Raw genomic sequence first — 19925 nt, 5'->3', positions numbered from 1 at the left:
GTCCTTGCCGCCGCCTGCGGAGGCCCCGCCGCCAGCGCCGGACCAGGCGCCACCGTCCCCCAGGCCGCCTCAACCTCGACCACCCCGGCCGACCCCTACGCCATCCCCTCCCCCATCACCGCCGCGTACGTCCAGCGCGTGCTCGACGCGATCGAGGCAATCAATAACCAAGCGACACTCGTGATGGTTCAGCAGCGGAGCTTGACGCCCGAAGCCGCAAGACTGTTTCGTTCGGTAAGCACGGCTGATGAGTTCGGAGCTCAAACACAGATTCTGCTAGATCAGCTGGATCAGGGGCTACCGAATTACCGCTCCAATCCGGGCCCCGTTCGCGACACCAATATCCGACTCGTCTATGCCACCAACTCTTGCATCTTTGTGGGCGCAAACCGTGACTACTCTGCCTTGCTCACTTCAGTTCCCCCGGCCCATCAGTTCTACTTCGTGCTTCGCCGTTCTCAACCCCAAGATGACCCTACTCACATCAACGCCACGAACTGGCTCGTAGCGTTTCTGGGCCATAACTCCGACGAGTCGCAGCCGGAGGATACTTGCGTCACACATCCGTGAAGCGCGTGATACTCGGAATTACATGTGCGGTCGTAGTCGCAGTCGCTGAGTTGCCAGATCAAGTGGCAGCTCAAGCAATCACCGTACGAGACGGCTACAACAGCGGGTCTATTGACTACTCCGTCTCCGGGGGAACGCAGGGCGCTGGAGCGCCTGCCGCTCCGGAGCGCCCCGCCGCAGCAGCGCAAACTGCGGCACCGCACGTCGTGGCCGCGAGCGGGCCGGCGCCGACCATCTATCCGGCGGCAGTGCCGTACCTGACCGACAACGGCGCCGGTGGGTTCTGCATCACGGTGCAGGACCGGTCGACGAGCAATCCGGATGTCGCGACGGGCATCAACAACGCCTACGAGCACCGCTGGCAGACCCTGGTCGGCAACTACCTGCTCTGCCCCGGTGCGCCACCGGAGGCGGGCGCCCCAGGCGCCCCTGCGGCGCCGGCCCTGCCGCCGGCTGCGCTGGCCGCATCCGTGTGGGCGGTGCACGGCGCCGACCTGCTGGGCCGTCCGGCGCCCACCATCGCGCCGGGCTACGCCCTCGCCGGCAAGCTCGGCTACCTCGAGACCCACGGCGCCACCACCCGTCAGTTCTCGAACCCGACTCCTCTGGGCCCGCTCACCATCGCTGCCCGCGGGACGTTCCTCGTCGACTGGGGAGACGGCACCGGCTCGCAGGGCCCGTACGACACCGCCGGTGCCCCCTGGCCCGACGGCCAGATCACCCACGCTTGGGACGACGTCGGCCGCTACGACGTGACGGTCGTCGAGGTATGGACCGCCACCTGGTCGCTGGCCGGCGCCAACGGGGATCTTGCCGCCCTGCGGACCCAGGGCGTCATCCGCAACTTCGAGGTCCGCCAGCTCGAATCGGTCCGCAACCGCTGAACCGCCAGGAGCCGCTCGGTCAGCCGAGAGGCGAGACGGACTCGCGCCACGCACGAGCCATCCGGCTGATCGTCCCACCAACCCCGAACGCCGTCCCCAAGATCACCAGCCCCGACAGGATGGTGAGGAGGAACGTCAGCCAACCCTGGGACGGCGTGTTGGACGACGCCGGGCGGTACTGCAGCGGCGTAGAGCCTCCGCCCCCCGACGCACCCTGAGCCGACGGGGTACCGGCCGCCGAACCACCAGGTGGGGCCAGAGTGCTGGGCCCGGCGGACGTGCCAAGGGCAGGCGATCCGGCAGCGGCCAACCCACCTGAGTCGACCGAGGGCGACGCTCCTCCTGCCGAGGTGTCGGACCCCGTCGCCGCCGGCGCGTCCGGAGAGTTCGTGTCAACCGTCCCGCCACCCGGCGCGACCGTGCTGCCGGAGGAAAGCACGGAGCCAAGATCGCCTCCCCCGAGCGGCTGGCTGGCGCCAACAGTCACGTCGGCGGTCCCGAGGATGAAGCTCTGACCGACGTTGAGCGTCCCGAGCGGCCCGGGCAGCGGGTTCCCGATTGTCAACGTCGGGCCCGAGCAGGTGCTCTCGATCTTGTGGTCACCGGGCGAGATCGCCGGCTTGGGGGCGGCAATCATCGAGATCTTCTGACCGGTGACCTGGCCGAGCTGGGCCAGCAGCGGCTCGACCTTGGACAGGTCCAGCTGCCCGCCAGGCCCAGCCGTGATCGTCTGACCCAAGGCGGTGATGCTGCCCACCGTGCAGGTGGCGGTGCCGCCCACCACGCCCTGGGCGTTGGCCTTGGCGGTGGCGAGGGCCTTGAAGCCCGCCAGCTCCAGCGTCTGGCCCCCCGGGAGGGCGAACGTCACGTTGTGGCCGGCGGCAGACGCGTCCTCCACCAGCGAGGCGTTCTGGATCGACTGGTTGCTGGCGCCGGTGAACACACCGCTTGGGCTGCTACCACCGCCGGGACCCGTCGCGGTGACGAACGAGGTCCCCTTCGGCGCGGTCGGGTCGATCGTCGACACAGCCTGGTCGGGGGATGCCGCCGTGCAGGGCGCGGCAACCTTGCTTGTCGGGCTCACACACTTCTGGATGCTCTGCTGGTTCTGCGGGACCGGATACGAGGCGAAGGCGTAACCAGGGAAGTTGTTCGGGTCGGAGAGGGGGGTGGGGTCGGTCGCGGCGGCGAAGAGCACGGCGCCGCCCAGGAACCCGGGATCGAAGATCTCAGAGTACTCGGCCGCGTTGACGGGCAGATCGGGCTGGCCCTTGTTGAAAAAGCCGTGCACCCAGGAGTACGAGTCGTCCAACTGCAGTGTGGCCTCCGTGGTCGGCACGAGGGCCTGGGCGGAGAACGAGCTGGCGAAAATGCTCGGATTGGTGTTGGTGGCGGGGGCAGCGGCATCGGCGGCTACCTTGCTCGCCCCCCCGATACCGAACGGGCTCGTCAGACCGGCGGCCGCCACGGCCACCACCAGTCGGCTGACAGCAGACCGAGCCCGGCCACCCCGTCCGCGGCTCACCTTCCCCCGGCTCCCCATGACCATCCCTTCCTCACGCCGTGCCCCAGCGCCCCCCGGTCGCCCGCCCGTCGCCGGCGTGCGCGACGGGCACCATCTCGCTTCGTGCTCTCTTCTTGGCGCGCAGCATAGACCCCTTTGTCTGGAAGGTACTAGTACGTCCTAGCTCGAATTGACTGGGTGGTCTAGAGTGACCGCCGTCACGCCGACAGCGACCCGGCTGGAGGGTCGCCGTCCAGCGAGATAGGAGCACCTGAGCTGGAGGTCTGGGGTCAAGCCTGGGAAGCCGTGGGAGGCGCACGCACGTGTACTACGTGAACTTCGTCTTCATCGGGATCGTGGTGGGGAGCATCTATGCCCTCTACGGCCTGGGCCTCACCGTCGTCTACAAGGCCACACGCGTGCCCAACTTTGCCCAGGGGGCCATCGGCACCACCGTGGCGTTCGTGTTCTACAAGGTCTGGGGCGGTAGCGGCGTCCGTCTCGCCGTGCGCGAGCACAGCGGTTTCTACTTCCAGATCCCGTTCCTCGGCGGCCACAGCTGGGCCCACTTCTCGTTCCAGCCGCCGGCGCTGCCAGCGTGGGCCGCCTTCGTCGTGGCCATGGGAGTTGCCGCCGGGCTGGGCCTGATCGTGGCTCGCATCATGCGGCCCTTCGCCCGGGCCACGACGGTATCGCTAATGATCGTCTCGTTCGGCATCCTCGCCGTCCTGGAGGGACTCGACTACAACACCTTCAGCGGATACTCGACGAACGTGCACCCGCTGATCCCGCTCGACAAGAGCACGACCCATATCGTCGCCGGGTTCAACTTCAACAACGAGCAGCTGATGATCATCGCGGTGACGCTCGTCCTGACCGTCGCCGTCGCCGCCTTCTTCCGACGCACCCATCTGGGCGTCGCGATCCGGGCCGTGGCCGACGACCGGCAGGTGAGCCAGCTGCTCGGGATCAACGCCAACACGGTGAGCCGGGTGTCCTGGATCCTCGGGTCGATGCTGGCCGGGATCGCCGGGATCCTGATCACGCCTCTGATCGGCCTCGACCTCGGGGTGCTCACCAACCTCATCGTCTTCGGCTTCATCGCCAGCTTGTTCGGCGGGTTCCGCAGCCTGGTCGGCACCCTCGCCGGCGGGCTGGTCCTCGGAGTTGTCGAGCAGTTGGTCATCGCCTCCCCGCTCGGCAAGCTCTCGAGCCTGCCGCCCCTGCAGGACGTGGTCGCCTTCCTGGTGCTCGTTGTCCTGCTCATGCTGCGGCCCAGATGGATCTTCTCCGGGATCCGAGTCGACGAAGAGTCCGGGGTAGGCGGTGCCGGGGTGGCCTTCGGCGGCCAGGCTCCGGCCGAGGACCGGATACGGGCCTGGCTGCGAAAGGGGCCGGCCTTGTGGCTGATCCTGCAGGATTGGAAGACGGCTCGCTGGGTGCTCGGTATCGGCGGGATGGCCGCCGTCATGATCATCCCCATCTTCACGAGCGGCTACTGGTCCACCGTGCTCGCCAGCGGGATCATCTTCGCTCTAGTCGGGCTGTCGGTCGTTATCCTCACAGGCTGGGCCGGACAGGTCTCGCTGGCCCAGTATGCCTTTGTCGGCGTAGGGGCCTACACCGCGGCCATCCTCCAGGGCACCGCCCATCTGCCGTTCTGGCTGGTGGTGCCGCTGACAGTTCTCGTCTCGGTGCCGTTCTCGCTGCTCATCGGCATCCCCTCGCTGCGCCTCCGGGGATTCTTCCTGGCCCTCGTGACACTGGCCTTCGCGGTCGCTCTTGACACCGACCTGTTCCTCTCGAACGCTCTGGAGAATCACAACAGCATCCTGGGATCGACGGCCGGAAGCACCGCCCACCGTCCCTTCTCCTTCACCTCCGAGGTGTTCTACATGGGCCTGGCGGTCGCCCTGGCGTGCTTCTTCGTCGCCTACAACCTGCGACGCAGCCGCACGGCCCGCGCCTTTCTCGCCATCCGCGACTCCGAGCCCACGGCGATCGCCTTCGGCATCAACCCCACGGCGTACAAGCTGCTCGCCTTCTGTATCGGCGGCGGCGTCGCGGCCGCAGCCGGCGCAGTGTTCGCGTACCTGTACGTGAACATGGATCCCACCGAGTTCCTGTTCATCACGGGGGTGACCTTTATCGGCTACGGGATCCTCACCGGCATCGCCGAGCTGTTTGGGGCGGTGCTGGTCGGGTTCCTGTTCGCGGTCCTGCCCCAGATCACGGCCACACCCATCAACGGTGTCAACCAGACTGTCCTGATCCTCCAGGGCGTCCTGCTCGTGCTGACCGTGTACAGCTACCCGAGCGGGCTGGCAGGCTTCATGAAGCGGCTGTTCCGGCCCGACGACGAGACGGCCCAGATCCTCACTGCCGACGAGTTCTCACCAGCGCCGACCGCTGCGGCCGCGCCGACGAGCGGCAACGGGGGTGACCAGTCAGGGCGTGTACCCGTAGCCGCAACGGCTGGACCTGCTGCGACACGCCCTCTGGCGTCATCCGCTACTCGTGCTGCCACCGCCACCCTGCCGGCGCGGGCCTCGACCACCGGGTCCTCTCGCGAAGAGGAGACCCACGAGGCGGCAACCCACGAAGAAGCGCTCTGGTCGAAGGCGGCGCACGCTCGACGTCCGACGAGCTCGGCGGAGGCGACCGGTCCGCAACCCCGCCAGGTGATGCCGGCGACCGCCAGAGAGCGCCCGCTTCGACCCCGTCCGCCGACGGAGCCGGCCGATCGTGCGCCGCGACCGCTGCGAGCCTCGAGACGACCGCCGCCACCGACACGGCTGCCGACCGACGAGGACGAGGCGACATGAGCCGGTTGCCGTCGCTTTCAAGGCTCCCGGCGCTCGGCGGTCTCAGGCGGAGTCCCTGGCGCCGGCCGCCGACCCGCGACTACCCGCCCGCCGAGCACCTCGACGAGGGCTTGGACCTCACTGGTGATGACGAAGTCGACGTGACACTCGCTACTGGCGAGCTGCCACGCCCGGCCCACGGCGCCGACGTAGTCCTCGAGGTGCTCGATGTCACCCTGCGCTTCGGCGGGCTGGTCGCCCTGGACAACATCTCCCTGAGCGTCCACGAGGGAGAGATCGTCGGTCTCATCGGACCCAACGGCGCCGGTAAGACGACCCTCTTCGAGTGCATCTCGGGCTTCTACCGTCCCGACCGAGGCCATGTGTACTACCGGGTGCCGGAGGGCGCCGAGGGCGCCGAGCCCGGTCGCGTCCTCGACCTCCTCGGCGAGCCGCCACACCGCCGGGCGTGGCTGGGCATCGGCCGGACATTCCAGAGCTGCCGCATGTTCCAGAACCTGAGCGTGTTCGACGCGCTCCGGATTGCCCAGCACCGGTGGATGACCACCGGACCCATGTCGGCGGGGCTCGGTACCAAGCGCTCAGCGGCGGATGAGGGGCGCGTGATCGACACCACCACCGATCTCTGCCGCATGATGGGGTTGCAGGCGTACGAGAACAAGTTCTGCGCCGAGCTCAGCTACGGCACGCTGCGGCTGGTCGAGCTGGCGGCGATCATGGCCCTCAAGCCCAAGTTCCTCCTGCTCGACGAGCCCAGCTCAGGGATCAGCCAGAAGGAGACCGAGCAGCTCCTCCCGCTTCTGCGTGACGTGCGGACCGCGACGGGGTCGACGATCCTCATCATCGAGCATGACATGCCGCTGATCATGCAGCTCTCCGACCGGATCTACGCCATGGCCGCTGGCACCGTCATCGCCTCGGGGGCACCCGACGAGGTGCAGGCCGACCCCGCGGTCATCGAGAGCTATCTGGGCACGTCGCGGTACGGGACCGTGGTAGGCAGCAGTGCCTGACCGGGCGACTGTCGAAGAACCGTTCCCCGAGGACGAGTTCAACGAGGAGGCCGGGCCAGACTTGGGTCCGCCCCCGTTGCTCAAGCTTCAGGGCGTCGACGCCGGCTACGGGGCCGTGCAGGTGCTGCGCAGCGTCGAACTCGCGGTCCAGCCGGGCGAGATCATCGCCCTGCTCGGCACCAACGGCGCCGGCAAGTCGACGATCCTGAAGGTCGTGTCGGGGCTCATGCATCCGTGGGGCGGCAGGGTCACCTTCGAGGGCGAGGACATCTCTCGCTGGGCTCCCGAGCAGACCGTTCGCCGCGGCATCACCCAGGTACCAGGCGGTCGCGGCCTCCTGCCCAACCTCACCGTGCTCGAGAACCTGGAGATGGGTGCCCACACGATTCGCCGAGACCGGGCGAGAGTGAAGCGCAACATCGCCCGGGTCTGCGAGGTCTTCCCGCGCCTTGGCGAGCGCAGGAAACAGCTCGCGGGGACGCTGTCTGGGGGCGAAGGTCAGATGCTGGCCCTGGGTCGGGCGTTCGTGCTCGAACCCAAGCTCATGATGATCGACGAGCTCTCCCTGGGACTTGCTCCGACCATCGTCCAGGGCCTCGTCGACGTCCTTCACCAGCTGAACGAGGAGGGCGTCGCCTTCATCCTCGTCGAGCAGCACGCCAACCTGGCCCTGTCGGTGACCGACCACGCGTACTTCCTCGAGAAGGGCCAGATTCGCTTCGACGGCCCCAGCCAGGAGCTGCTGGAGCGGGACGACCTGCTCCGGTCGGTGTTCCTCGCTGGGGCGACGGCAGGGGCGTGATCGTTCGTGGAAGCACATCGTCGCGGGAGCGAGGAGCCGGTGCGGGAGTCCACGCGCCGCCGGCAGTTCGCCAATCAGGGGTGGTGTGACCGTGTCCCGAGCAATACGGGCGCGGCCGTGAACGGAGGTTTGATGTGACCACGCCCATGACGCCGGGCAAGGGAACGAGCGACCTGAGCGAAGGCCTCAAGCTAATCATGCGGGGCGGCGGACCCAAGTTGGTCGCAGCCGGGCTGTCGCTGGCGCTCATCGTTGGCCTCGCGTTCATCTCGACCGTCGAAGCCAACAACCGCGCCCACCATCAGAGCAGCCTGTCCGCCAACGGCTCCTCCGGGTCCAGCTCCGGGGACAACGGGGTGCAGGGGGGAAGCGGCGGATCGACCGGGGCCACGAACGGGGCCAACGGCTCCAACGTCGCCGCCGGCGGAGCTGCTGGCGGTGCTAGCGGTGGAGGCGGCGGGACCGGAGCCAAGACGGGGGGCGGCGCGACCGGGGCCAACACCACCGGAGGAAACTGCCCCGGCAACAACCCCGACATCGGGGTCACCTGCAACCAGATCCTGGTGGGCGGCATCACTGTCCTCTCGGGCCCACTCGGCATCTACGGCGAGCAGGGGCTTCAGGCGGCCCAGGCCTGGCTGAGCTACTACAACGCTGTCTACGCGCCGGCCCACCACCTGCGCCAGGAGAAACTCATCTACTACGACGACCATGGCGCCGACCCCAGCCAGGACGCCATCCTGACCCAGAAGCTCATCGAGCAGGACCACGTGTTTTCCATCGGGGGCATGCCCGCGCCCCAGGGAGCCAACCCCTATCTCGTCCAGCACAGTGTTCCGCTCGTCGGCGATCTGGGCCTCAACCCGATCAGCTACCAGAGCCCCATGATCTGGCCGACGGCGCCGACGCCCAATACCCAGGTGGGGGCGAACCTGGAGGCCAAGGTCGTCCACACCCTCTACCCGAACGTCAAACACATCGGGGCGATCATCTCGCCGCTGCCGGGCCAGGACCCGGGCCCGATCGAGGAGTACGAGAACAACGCCTACCGACCGTACGGCGTCAGCGTGACCTACCAGGTCATGACCACGTCGGAGAGCGATTGCAACAGCCACATGCTCCAGATCAGGAACGCGAACCCCGACTTCCTCCAGCTTCCTCTGCCGTCGACCAACTTCCTCCTGTGCGTGCAGGCGGCTCAGAGCCAGAACTACTACCCGGGTAGCGGGCTCGGCGGCAGCCTTCGGGGCTGGTCCGGGGGGAGCGGAATCCAGGTGGAGATGCAGCAATGCGGGAGCTTGTGCGCGACTGCCGGTGGCGGCATCGTGACCGGCACCATCTTCCTCAACCCCAACAGTTACTCCAATCACGATCCCAACTCCGGGATGGATCTGTACAACTCGCTCATGTCCAAGTACGCGTCCAATGTGGACAAGACCTCGATTATCTCCGAGAACTACTACGCGTCCGCGGAGATTGGGTCTCTCATACTGGCTCAGGCGGCCGCGACACCGCCCTACCTGACACGGCAACACGTGATCCAGCTGGCCAACCAGTTCAAGTTCGACACCGGCATGGGCCTGAAGGTGAACTGGGCGGACCCGCCCAACAATCCGAACGCCCACATCGGCACCAACTGCGGCTACGTGTCGCGAGCGGTGCAGTCTGGCAGTGGCGCCACCTGGAAGACCGACCCCACCTACTACTGCGGCTAGCGAGGACCGTGACGTGATCATCACCAGCGTCGTCCTCCTCGCCGCCGCCTTCGGGCTCCTCATTTTCGGCGCCGCCCAGGGCAACCCGACGTTGCTCGAGGTCTCGCTCGGCGCAGCGGCCGCAGGTGCGCTGGCCCTGTTCGCCGGCAACGCCTCCGCCCGGCGCATCGCCGTGGCCCGCGGCATACCCGTCGAGTCCGTTCTCGCCAGTCGCGTCCGCCGGAGCCCCGCCGCGCCAGCCGAGCCCACACCGCCGGCCGAGGCCGCGCCGCGGCCGCCGATCGACGGATACGACGAGATGCCGGGCAGAGAGGTGGCCAGGCTGGTCGCCTCGGGCGCTCTGCCCGACGCCGTCCTGTCCGAGATGCTCCTGTACGAGGCGTCCCACAAGAGGCGCCGAGTGGTGCTGACGACGCTCATCGATGTGGTCGGCCCCGGGCAAGCACCCGCCGCGAGTCGCGCCGGGCCCCGCCGGGCCGAGGAGCCCGCCGAGCCGGGCTAGCTGTCCCGTCCCTGCCAGAGGGCGAGGAACTGCCAGCCCCGGTCCGGGAAGCCCGCGGCGTCGGCGACGTGCGCCGAGGCGGCGTTGTCGAAATCGTGCAGGTACGTGGGCACCGCTCCCTCGGCCAGGACCCGCCGGCCCGCCTGCGCCACCAGGCGACGGGCGATCCCGCGACCCCGCAGCGCCTCCTCGGTCACCACGGCCAGCTCGTGGCCCCACCGGTCATGCTGCTTGCGACCGACACCCGCGCCGTAATTCCCAGCGTCGTCCCAGGCGATGAGGACGTCGCCATTGAACGGAAGCAGCCAGGGCGGCACCCGAGAGTCCCTCTTCGAGACCCAGTCCCCCGCGTCGTCCAGTTCCGCGGGACCCACGGTCCATCGAAAGCACCCCCGCCCCAACCGTCCCCGTCCCTGCCCCACCGCGCGCGTCAGGCTGTCACTCAGCCCGGCGCCGTCCTCGGACAGCACTCGGTCGCGGGTCAGGCCCAGCGCCTCCACCGCCGGCTCGGCGCCGGGCGGCACGGACAGGACCACCCCCTCCGGACTGGCGACGCCGAAGAAGGGCCGTGTCCGACCGTCCCAACCCGGACCGACCCGAAGCGGCGACCCGACCACGGCCACCTCGCCCGGCGCCGGGGGCCAGTGTCCGAGCCAGTGGCGAAGGTGGGTGTGGAGCCGCTGCAGGCCGTCACCCAGATGCCGCGGGTTTGCCACCTCCAGCTTGGCCTGGACCGTTTCCCGCACCACGGCCGTCACCTCGTCCAGTCGATCGTCCAGCGCGCCCGTGCGAATCGCGACCGCCAGCTCGGCGTCGCTCGACAGGCCCAGACGATCGAGGGCCGTGGCGTGGGCGCGAGCCTGGCCGGGACCGAGCACCAGCTCACGCTCGACCATGGCGAGCACGTTGATGGCCACCCTGGCGTGAAAGCGCACCCGGCCCTCGGTGGCGGGGAGCACGTCGCGCTCCAGGAACTCCCGCACCGCCTCGGTCAGCGCCGCCGCGCTCGGGTCGTCGTGGGGGTTCACCGCGGCAGGAACATCAGGACAACACCGGCACCGGCCCGGGTGCCACAAGAGCCAGCAGGTCCCACTCCACCTCGCACACCCGCCGGCCGATGGCGGCCAGCTCGACCGAGCGCACGGCGCCCGAGGTGTGCGTGGCCGCCTGCACGATGCACATGATCCCCCACTTGAGGGTGCCCAGCGTCTCCCACCACCGCAACGCCGCCCGGTCGACCGGCCGACCGCTCGCCCGTTCGTAGGCGTCGAGGAGCTGTCCGTAGGTGCCGAACCCGCCGACAGGAAGGGACTGTCCGAAGCGCCACGACTTCACGCAGAGCCAGCCGAGGTCCTCCATCGGATCGCCCAGGTGGGCGAGCTCCCAGTCGAGCACGGCGCGGATCCCGTCGGGCCCGACGATGAGGTTGCCGTTGCGAAAGTCGCCGTGCACCACGACGGTGCGCCCCCCGTCGACCCGGTGTGCCTCCAGCCAGCGGAAGCCGATCTCGAACGCGGGATGGGCCTCGCCCAGCTCGTCGAGGATCGCCCGGAACACCTCGACCTGGTCGGGTTGCTCGAGGCCGGGCACTTCGCCCGTCGGGATGCGATGGATCGCGGCGAGGGCGTCGCCGCACTGGGCGGCGAGCCTCGGCCGGACCGCGGCGTACGCGTCGTCGCGCAGGATGTGACGGGGGATGGTCTCGCCCTCGACGCGCTCCATGACGATGAACGCTGACCCCAGGGCGGCCGGGTCGTCGCTGGCCGCCACGATCCCCGGAACCGGGACTCCGGTGGCCGATGCAGCGGAAAGTAACCGAGCCTCGCGTCCCATCCCGCGCCCCGGAGCACCGGCTGGGTCCCGGCGAAGCACCAGACCCGACCGAGTGCCGTCCTCCCGCCGGGCGTCGAAAGACCACGTCTCGCGCGAAGCGCCTCCTGACAGCCGCCGCAGCCCTTCCACCTCGACACCGGGCTCACCGAGCGCCCGCGCCACGACCTCCCCCAGCGCAGCGGTCAGCTCGTCAGCAGCCACGGCCGGCACCGTAGCCCGGATAGCGTACGCGCATGCCCAGTCCCGAACAGGTCCGTGCCGTCGTCGACGACTACCTCGCCGCCTTCCCGAAGAAGGACCGAGAGGCCTTCCTCGGCTGCTTCGCCGACGACGCCGAGCAGATCGACCCCGTCCCCTCGGCCCCCAACATCGGCAAGGAGGCCATCGGCCAGTTCTGGGACAACATCGTCGGCATGGCCGACAAGATGGAGCCCCAGCTCGACCGGCTCAGCGTGTGCGGCAACGAGGCAGCCCTGGTGTTCACCATGAACGCGCGTACCGGCGATGGCGGCGGCGCCATCGACATCGTCGACATCCTCGAGGTGAACGACGACGGCAAGATCTCGTCGCTCCGTGCCTACTGGGACCCGGCTGCGATGCGACCGCTCAGCTGAGGCCGATCATGTGAACCCCGCCCGCACGGCGCCGACCAGGCTGCCGGCGGACAGCTCCGCCACCGTGACGTAGCGGGCCGCCATCGCCTCGGCCAGCGGGCGCGCCAGTCCCAGGCGCACCGGCCCCTCTTCGGCGTCGACCACCACGGCGGCGACACCACGCCGCCGGACACCCGCCGCCGCCTCCTGGGCCGCGACCACCGGGTCGACACCTGCGGGCCCGGCGGTGGCCCGGCCGTCCGAGACCACGACCACGAACGGCTGATAGGCCCCCGAGTGGGCGCGTTCGGCCACCTGCAGGCCGGCCCCGATGCCCGCGGCCAGCGGCGTCCGACCGCCAGTCGGCACAGAAGCCAGCCGGGCCCGAGCCACCTCCACGCTCCCCGTCGGCTGGAGCACGACCTCGGCGGACTCGCCCCGGAACGTCACCAGCGCCACCCGATCCCGCCGCTGGTAGGCGTCGAGCAGCAGGCTGAGCACGGCCCCCTTCGCCGCTTCCATGCGGCTGCCGACCCCCATCGAGCCCGACGCGTCGACCACCAGGACGACGAGGTTGGCCGAGCGCTGCTCGCGCACCGCCTCGCGCAGGTCCTCGGGCGCCACCAGGACAGTCGCCTCGTCGCCCGCCGACTGATCGACCCGGCGGCCGGCGGCGGCCGCGGCCGTGGCCCCGAGGGCCACCGAGCCCACCGGCCCATCGGGCCGGCGATCTCCCACCAGGCGACCCCTCGAGCCTTCGCCGGGGCTTCGCCGCCCGGCGGCCCGACGTGGCCGGTCGGCGCGATCCGAGCCGCCCACCCGTCCGCGCACGGGCGCGGGCTCCCCGACAGGAGCGACCCGCTCGCCCTCAGTGGACGGTGCCGACGGTTCCGATCCCTCGGTCGAGTCGACGGCGTCGGCGCTTTCGGCCATACGTGGAACCGCGCCGCTTTGGCCGCGACGATCGCCGGTGCCGGCCTCGTCTCCGCGGCCACCCGGACCCTCGCCTAGCGCCTGCTCCAGCGCCTCCTCCAGCTCGCCGCCGTCGATGCCGGCATCACCGAGCGGGGACCGGCGGCGGTGGGCCAGCGCCAGCGGGGCGACCCGGCGAACGTCCTCGGCGTCGGCTGTCGATCGGCCCTCCCAGCGGGCCAGGGCTGCGGCGGCGCGGCAGATGACGAGGTCGGCCCTGAGGCCCTCGGCGCCGACGGCGGCGCACAGCTCGCTCACCGAGCGCGCCAGGTCCGGTGGGAGGGGTTGGAACGAAGGCGAGCGTGCGAGGGCGGCGAGCTGGCGGCGGAGGGCGTCCTCGTTCTGCTCCCACTCGGCCGCCACCCCGGCTGGATCGGCGTCGAAGGCGATGCGGCGTTGGACGGCCAGGGCCCGTTCGGTCGCCTCTGTGCTCGTGCGCACGTCGACGGCCAGCCCGAAACGGTCGAGCAGCTGCGGGCGCAGCTCGCCCTCCTCGGGGTTCATCGAACCGATGAGCACGAAGCGGCTCGGGTGCTCGTGGGAGATCCCTTCCCGTTCGACCCGGTTGACGCCGCTGGCGGCCACGTCGAGGAGCAGGTCGACAAGGTGGTCGGGCAGGAGATTGACCTCGTCCACGTACAGCACGCCGCCGTCGCACGCACTCAGCAGACCGGGGTGGAAATGGCGCTCGCCGCTGGTCAGGGCGGCCCGCAGGTCGATGGTGCCGACGAGGCGGTCCTCGGTGGTCCCGATGGGCAGCTCGACGAACGGTCCCGACCCGGGCAGGAGGGCGGCGAAGCCGCGGGCGAGGGTGGTCTTGGCGCTGCCCCTGTGTCCCCGCATGAGCACGCCGCCGATGGCGGGGTCGACGGCGTTCAGCAGCAGGGCCAGCCTGGCCTCGTCCTGGCCGACCACGGCGGTGAAGGGGAACCTCACCGTCATCGTCCCTCCTCCCAACCCTCGGCCTCGAGGAGCGCCGCCCGCAGCGTGTCCAGCGCCGGGCGGGAGGCGTCCCACAGGCCGCGCTCATTGGCCTCGAGCAGTCGCTCGGCGATCGAGCGCAGGGCCCACGGGTTCGACTCCTCGAAGAACTTCCGCACCTCGGGGTCGCCCACGTAGGACTCGGTGACGCGCTCGTACATCCAGTCCTCCACAATCCCCGCCGTGGCGTCGTAGCCGAACAGGTAGTCGACCGTGGCCGCCATCTCGAAGGCCCCCTTGTAGCCGTGCCGGCGCATGGCTCCGATCCACTTCGGGTTCACGACGCGGGTGCGCACCACGCGCGCCGCCTCTTCGCTCAGCGGACGGACACGAGGCCGAGCGGGGTCGGCCGTGTCGCCGAACCAGGCCTTGGGCTGGCTACCCGTGAGGGCCCGGACCGTCGCGACCATGCCGCCGTGGTCCTGGAGATAGTCGTCCGAGTCGAAGATGTCGTGCTCCCGGTTGTCCTGGTTCTTGGCCGCCACCTCGATGCCGGCGAACCGTCGCCGCATGGCCTCGGGCGCAGCCACGCCGGCCCCGCCGCGGCCGTAGGAGTAGCCGCCCCACGCCAGGTACACCGCAGCCAGGTCCTCGTCGCTGCGCCAGTCACCCGACTCGAGCAGAGCGAGGATGCCCGAGCCGTAGGCGCCGGGCTTGGGCCCGAACACCCGAGGGTCGTCTCCGCCGTGGGCCGCGACGAAGTTCTGGCTCGGCGGCTCGTCCAGGGCCGTCACCAGGTCGAGCGCCTCGCCCAGCAACCCGAGGACGTGCGGAAAGGCGTCCCGGAAGAACCCCGACACCCTTAGCGTCACGTCTATCCGCGGCCGGCCCAGCTCCTCGATCGGGATGACCTCCAGTCCCGTCACCCGGCCCGTCTCCTCGGCCCACACCGGCCGCACGCCCATCAGCGCCAGCGCCTCGGCCACGTCGTCGCCCGAGGTGCGCATGGCGGCCGTGCCCCACACGACGAGGCCGACCGACTCCGGGTACCGCCCCTCCTCCGCCAGGTGGGCCTCGAGCAGGCGCTCGGCGAGCGTCGAGCCCACCTGCCAGGCCAGCGGGGACGGCACGGCGCGCGGGTCCAACGAGTAGAAGTTGCGCCCCGTCGGCAGGGCGTGGGCCATCCCTCGCGACGGCGCGCCGCTCGGGCCCGCGGGCACGAAACGGCCGCCGAGGGCCAGGAGCACCGACGAGATCTCGTCGCTGGTGCGGTGCAGCGCCGGTACCAGCCGCTGGCACACCCACCGCAACGTGGCGCCCGCGTCGGCGCCGCCGACACCCCACCCGCGTGACTGGAGCTCGGCGAGACGGCGCCCGCACTCGGCTTCGACGCGGTCGACCTCGACCCGTCGCCCTGACGACAGGTCGATCCCGAGCTCACCGGCCACCGTCGTCCGCAGGGACGGAACCCCGCCCTGGTCGAGCCGGGTGAGGGCCAGGACCAGGTCGAGCTCGGCCTCTCCCGCCGGCGGCTGCCCGAGGGTGTGGAGCCCGCCCCGGATCTGGGCGTCCTTCAGCTCACACAGGTAGCCGTCGACGTGCAGGATCGCATCGTCGAAGGCGGGGTCCTCGAACCCGTGGTCGCCTCCGGGTGGCTCGGCCATCCCGAGGTCGCGATGGATCTCGGCCTGCACCAGCAGGTCCCACACCTGACGGCGGACGGCCGGAAGCTTGGCCGGGTCGAGGGCGGCCACCTGGGCGTGGGTGTCCAGGAGCCCCTCCAGACGGGCGAGATCGTCGTAGGTGTCCGCCCTTGTCAACGGGGGCACCAGGTGGTCCACGATCACGGCGTGGGCCCTGCGCTTGGCCTGTGTTCCCTCGCCGGGGTCGTTCATCACGAAGGGGTAGATCACCGGCAGGTCGCCGAGCACGGCGTCGGGCCAGCAGCCTGCCGACAAGCCGACGCTCTTGCCCGGCAACCATTCGAGGGTCCCGTGCTTGCCCACGTGCACGACGGCGTCCGCCCCCCACTCGTCATCGAGCCAGCGGTAGAAGGCGAGGTAGTGGTGGGTCGGGACCAGGTCGGGCGAGTGGTAGACGGCGACCGGGTTCTCGCCGAACCCCCGCGGCGGCTGCACGGTGACGAGCACGCCCCCGAGGTCGAGACCAGCGAAGACGAGCTCACCCTGGTCGACGAAGAGCTCCCCCGGTGGAGGCCCCCACGTCTCGGTGAGCTCGCCCTTGGCGCGCGCCGGCAGTCGGTCGAAATGCCGCCCGTACGCGCCGGAGCTCCACGCCCCGGCACCCTGGCCGCGCCCCGCTGGCTGGGGCCCGTCGCCCGCATACGGCAGGGCGTCGGCCAGCTCGGCCATGAGCGCATCGCCGTCGGGCGGCACGCGGTCGACCCGGTAGCCGGCGCCGGCGAGGGCGTGCAGCAGCTCGATCACCGACGCCGGGGTGTCGAGGCCCACGGCGTTTCCCAGGCGGCTGCGCTTGGTCGGATAGGCGGAGAGCACGAGGGCGACGCGACGCTCGGGTGGCGGTGTGCGCCGCAGGGAGGCCAGCCGGACGGCCATCCCGGCCACCCGCTCGACGCGATCTGCAACGGCGCGGTAGGCGGTGACCGGAGAGCCGAGATCGTCGCCGTCGTCGACGGTCTCCTTGAAGGAGAAGGCGGGGCCGACGATCCGGCCGTCCAGTTCCGGAACGGCGACGGCCATCGCCACGTCGAGCGGTGTGAGACCGCCGGCGCTGTCGATCCACGCCTCGCTGGACGACGTGGCGGCGACCGCCTGGAGCACGGGCACGTCGAGGGCAGCCAGGACCGAGGCATCCCAGCCATCACCGTCGTCGCGCGCCGAGCCCGCGGCCAGCACGGTGGTCACAACGGCGTCCACGCCGTGGTCGGCCAGCAGGTCGAGCGCCGGCACGGGCTGGCCGGAACGGTCCGGCCGCAATGAGTAGCAGTAGACCGGGAGGGCGTTGGCGCCCTTCGCCTCGATGGCGGCGCACACGTCGGTGACGAACTGCGTGTTCCCTGACAACAGGTGGGCGCGGTAGAAGACGACGGCCACGGTGGGGCGGCCAGCATCGAGCTCCGGCTGACCGAGCACTCCGCACGACGGCACCTCGGCCGGGGGCTCGAAGCCGAACCCGTGACCGAGAACCGTGTCGGCCACGAACCGGAGGAGGTGCTCGACGTTGGACAGTCCCCCCTGAACCAGGTAGTCGAAGGCCTGAGCGGCGAGGGCGGTCGACACGGTGGTCGCCGAGGCCAGCTCGGTGTCCGGCGTCGCCTCGCCGCCGAAAGCGAGCAGCGGGATGCGGGCAGCCCGACATCGCCGGACGAGCTCGTCGAAGGGGCCTTCCCAGGCCCGGCGCCCGCCCAGCAGCCGCACCAGCACCACCTCCACGCCGTCGAGCGACGGCGCCTCCGGGAGGCTGGCGGGGTTTGCGGCCCGAACGCCCGGGAACCCGTCGGGCAGCCCCTCGGCCACAGCCCGCAGGGCCAGGATCTCCGTGTCGGCGTTGGTGAGGAAGAGGATCACCGCGCGCCCTCCGCGATCAGAGCCTCGACGGCGCCCAGGTCGACGTGGGTCTCCACCAGGTCGGCGAGGCGGTCCAGCTGGGCCTGACGGGCCCCGGCGAACGACACGCCCGCGGCGACGAAACGTCGCCCCCGGCGCTCGGCCACGGCGGCCAGGAACGCAGCACGAAACCCGTCCTCCTCCAGCAGCCCGTGCAGGTTGGTGCCGAAGACGCTCCCGTCGGCGTTGGCCGCCCCCTCCGGCTCGGACCCGTACACATCGTCGAGCTCGATCCAGGGCGAAGCGCCGTCGCCCACGCGAGACCGGCCGTGGTGGATCTCGTAGCCAGAGATGCGCTGGCCCCACGCCCGCCCGCGGCGCTGGCGAGTGACCTTGTCCTCGCCGAAGGTCGTCGAGGCGTCCAGCACGGCGAGGCCCTCGACGCGGCCGCGCCCCGACTCGACGTGGTCCACGATCTCCCGGCCCAGCATCTGGTAGCCGCCGCACACCCCGAGGAGGGTGGCGCCGCCGGCGACGGCCGCGGCCAGGGCCCGGTCGAGGCCGCGGCCGCGCAGCCACTCGAGGTCGGCCACCGTCGACTTCGAGCCCGGCAGCACCACGAGGTCGGGCTGGCCCATGGACGCTGGCGAGTCGACGAGGCGGACGCCCACGCCGGGCTCGACGGCGAGGGCGTCGAGGTCGGTGAAGTTGGCCAGCCGGGGCAGGCGGACCGCCGCCACGTCGAGCCCGTCGGCCACAGCCGAACCCCGCGCCGCCGGACGGGGGCCGGACAGGGCGAGCGAGTCCTCGGCGTCCAGGGCGATGTCGTGCACGTAGGGCAGGACCCCGATGACAGGGACGCCGCAGCGCCGCTCGAGGTCGGCGGGCCCGTCGCCGAGCAGGGCCGGATCGCCACGCAGCTTGTTGATCACGAAGCCGCCGACGAGGTCCCGGTGGGCGGGGGGCAGCAGGGCGACCGTCCCGTACAGCGCGGCGAACACACCGCCGCGGTCGATGTCGCCCACGACGATCGCCCGCATGCCGGCCTCGGCGGCGACCCGCAGGTTCACGATGTCGCGATCGAGGAGGTTGATCTCGGCGGGGTTGCCGGCGCCCTCGCAGATGACGACGTCGTAGCGGGACCGCAGGCCATCGAGGGCGTCGAGCACGACGCCGAGAAGCTCCGGCTTGCGGTCGTGGTAGGAGGCGGCGTCCATGTGGGCCACGGGCCGACCCATGACGACCACTTGGCTGGTGCGCTCGCCGGTGGGCTTGAGCAGGATCGGGTTCATGGCCACGTCGGGCTCGACCCCGGCAGCCAGCGCCTGGGCCCCCTGGGCCCGACCGATCTCGTGTCCGCCGGCAGTGACGAACGAGTTGAGAGCCATGTTCTGGGCCTTGAACGGTGCGACCTTCAGCCCCCGTCGGGCCAGGAGCCGGCACAGCCCGCTCACCACGTGGCTCTTGCCCGCGTCGCTGGTCGTGCCGCAGACCATGAGCGCGCCCCTCACGTTGCCTCTGGCGGCTTCGCCGCCCCGGACGGGGCCCCATCCCCGCACTCCGCTGGTTCGGCTGGCAGACGGCGGCGGGGTCCCCACCCCCGCCGCCCGCCGTCCGTCGTCCTCTCGATCGCCTTGCTCAGACGGTCGAGGCCGTCGGCATCGGGCACGGCGATGCGCACGTGGTCGGGCAACCCGAAGGTGGCGCAGTCGCGCACGACCACCCCGTCCTGCGCGAGTCGGTCGCGCAGCCCTGCGGCGGCGCCCACCAGCACGAAGTTGGCCGCCGACGGCGCGGGACACAGGCCGTGACGTTGCAGCACCGCGACGAGCCGGCATCGAAGCTCGGTGATCGACGTTGCCCAGGCGGGAAGGTCGACCGCCGCCAGCAGCGCCGGGAGCGCCTCGGCCGCCACCCCGTTCACCGACCAAGCAGGCTGCCGGCGCGCCAGCCGCTCGACGAGGTCGGCATCGGGCGCCAGCACGTAGCCGAGACGCAGTCCGGGGCAGGCCAGCACCTTGGTGAGCGACCCGACGATGACCGAGCCCCGATTGGTGTCACCACGCGTCCAGCGGCCCGTGGCCATGGGGTAGAAGGCCTCGTCCCACACGCCCGCGCGCGCCTCCGGCGCGGCCAGGCTGCCCGTCGGGTTGTGCGGGTTGGAGCGGAACAACGGCCCCCCGCGATCGAGGCTCTCCAAGTGGCGCCGATAGAGGCCGAAGTCGGGCTCCTCCACCCATCCCCGACGCAGCTCGCCCGCCACC

15 protein-coding genes are annotated in these 19925 nt (G+C 70.7%); 8 read left to right on the top strand and 7 right to left on the bottom strand.

Annotated elements, in window-relative coordinates; all coding sequences use genetic code 11:
- Together VGF64_12000 and VGF64_11995 are read left to right on the top strand one after the other, a co-directional pair.
- The coding region (locus VGF64_12000) for a hypothetical protein (GenBank protein HEY1635473.1) at positions 1-570 on the top strand (570 nt) is incomplete at its 5' end.
- A gap of 62 nt (positions 571-632) precedes the next feature.
- Positions 633-1454, top strand: coding sequence for a hypothetical protein (locus tag VGF64_11995; GenBank protein HEY1635472.1), 822 nt, complete (start codon positions 633-635; stop codon positions 1452-1454).
- Positions 1455-1473: 19 nt separating this feature from the next.
- Here VGF64_11995 and VGF64_11990 read toward each other — a convergent pair whose 3' ends face one another.
- Entirely contained in the window at positions 1474-2979 is a 1506-nt protein-coding gene (locus VGF64_11990; GenBank protein HEY1635471.1) for a hypothetical protein, read from the bottom strand.
- A 311-nt stretch (positions 2980-3290) separates the two neighbouring features.
- On the opposite strand from VGF64_11990, the gene VGF64_11985 reads away from it, so the two are divergent.
- From VGF64_11985 to VGF64_11965, 5 genes are all read left to right on the top strand, one after another.
- Positions 3291-5783 carry an ABC transporter permease gene (locus VGF64_11985; protein ID HEY1635470.1) on the top strand — a complete coding sequence of 831 codons (2493 nt, stop codon included), beginning with the start codon at positions 3291-3293 and terminating at the stop codon, positions 5781-5783.
- Positions 5780-6796, top strand: a complete 1017-nt coding sequence (locus VGF64_11980) for an ABC transporter ATP-binding protein (protein HEY1635469.1) — start codon at positions 5780-5782, stop codon at positions 6794-6796. The genes VGF64_11985 and VGF64_11980 overlap by 4 nt, the downstream gene beginning before the upstream one ends.
- Complete coding sequence (locus VGF64_11975) at positions 6789-7598, top strand: ABC transporter ATP-binding protein (protein HEY1635468.1); 810 nt, start codon at positions 6789-6791, stop codon at positions 7596-7598. Before VGF64_11980 ends, VGF64_11975 begins: the two co-directional genes overlap by 8 nt.
- 134 nt (positions 7599-7732) lie before the next feature.
- Positions 7733-9313 carry an ABC transporter substrate-binding protein gene (locus tag VGF64_11970; protein HEY1635467.1) on the top strand — a complete coding sequence of 527 codons (1581 nt, stop codon included), beginning with the start codon at positions 7733-7735 and terminating at the stop codon, positions 9311-9313.
- 13 nt (positions 9314-9326) lie between these two features.
- Complete coding sequence (locus tag VGF64_11965; GenBank protein HEY1635466.1) at positions 9327-9815, top strand: hypothetical protein; 489 nt, start codon at positions 9327-9329, stop codon at positions 9813-9815.
- Here VGF64_11965 and VGF64_11960 read toward each other — a convergent pair.
- Entirely contained in the window at positions 9812-10843 is a 1032-nt protein-coding gene (locus VGF64_11960; GenBank protein HEY1635465.1) for a GNAT family N-acetyltransferase, read from the bottom strand. The two genes, VGF64_11965 and VGF64_11960, sit on opposite strands and share 4 nt — an antisense overlap.
- Before the next feature lie 13 nt (positions 10844-10856).
- Positions 10857-11849 carry a phosphotransferase family protein gene (locus tag VGF64_11955; GenBank protein HEY1635464.1) on the bottom strand — a complete coding sequence of 331 codons (993 nt, stop codon included), beginning with the start codon at positions 11847-11849 and terminating at the stop codon, positions 10857-10859.
- Between the two features lie 32 nt (positions 11850-11881).
- Here VGF64_11955 and VGF64_11950 point away from each other — a divergent pair, with 32 nt between their 5' ends.
- Positions 11882-12262 carry an SgcJ/EcaC family oxidoreductase gene (locus VGF64_11950; protein HEY1635463.1) on the top strand — a complete coding sequence of 127 codons (381 nt, stop codon included), beginning with the start codon at positions 11882-11884 and terminating at the stop codon, positions 12260-12262.
- A 6-nt stretch (positions 12263-12268) separates the two neighbouring features.
- Here VGF64_11950 and VGF64_11945 read toward each other — a convergent pair whose 3' ends face one another.
- The 4 genes from VGF64_11945 to VGF64_11930 all read right to left on the bottom strand — a co-directional run.
- Entirely contained in the window at positions 12269-14155 is a 1887-nt protein-coding gene (locus tag VGF64_11945) for a VWA domain-containing protein (GenBank protein ID HEY1635462.1), read from the bottom strand.
- Entirely contained in the window at positions 14152-17682 is a 3531-nt protein-coding gene (locus VGF64_11940) for a cobaltochelatase subunit CobN (protein ID HEY1635461.1), read from the bottom strand. Before VGF64_11940 ends, VGF64_11945 begins: the two co-directional genes overlap by 4 nt.
- Positions 17679-19172, bottom strand: a complete 1494-nt coding sequence (locus tag VGF64_11935) for a cobyric acid synthase (GenBank protein HEY1635460.1) — start codon at positions 19170-19172, stop codon at positions 17679-17681. The genes VGF64_11940 and VGF64_11935 overlap by 4 nt, the downstream gene beginning before the upstream one ends.
- On the bottom strand, positions 19169-19925 hold a 757-nt coding region (locus VGF64_11930; GenBank protein HEY1635459.1), incomplete at its 5' end, for an aminotransferase class I/II-fold pyridoxal phosphate-dependent enzyme. The genes VGF64_11930 and VGF64_11935, both read right to left, overlap by 4 nt.

The organism is Acidimicrobiales bacterium, from assembly GCA_036491125.1.
GTDB lineage: Bacteria > Actinomycetota > Acidimicrobiia > Acidimicrobiales > AC-9 > AC-9.
Note: the sequence above shows the minus strand (reverse complement) of the source record. Positions and strands in the feature narration are given on the sequence as shown.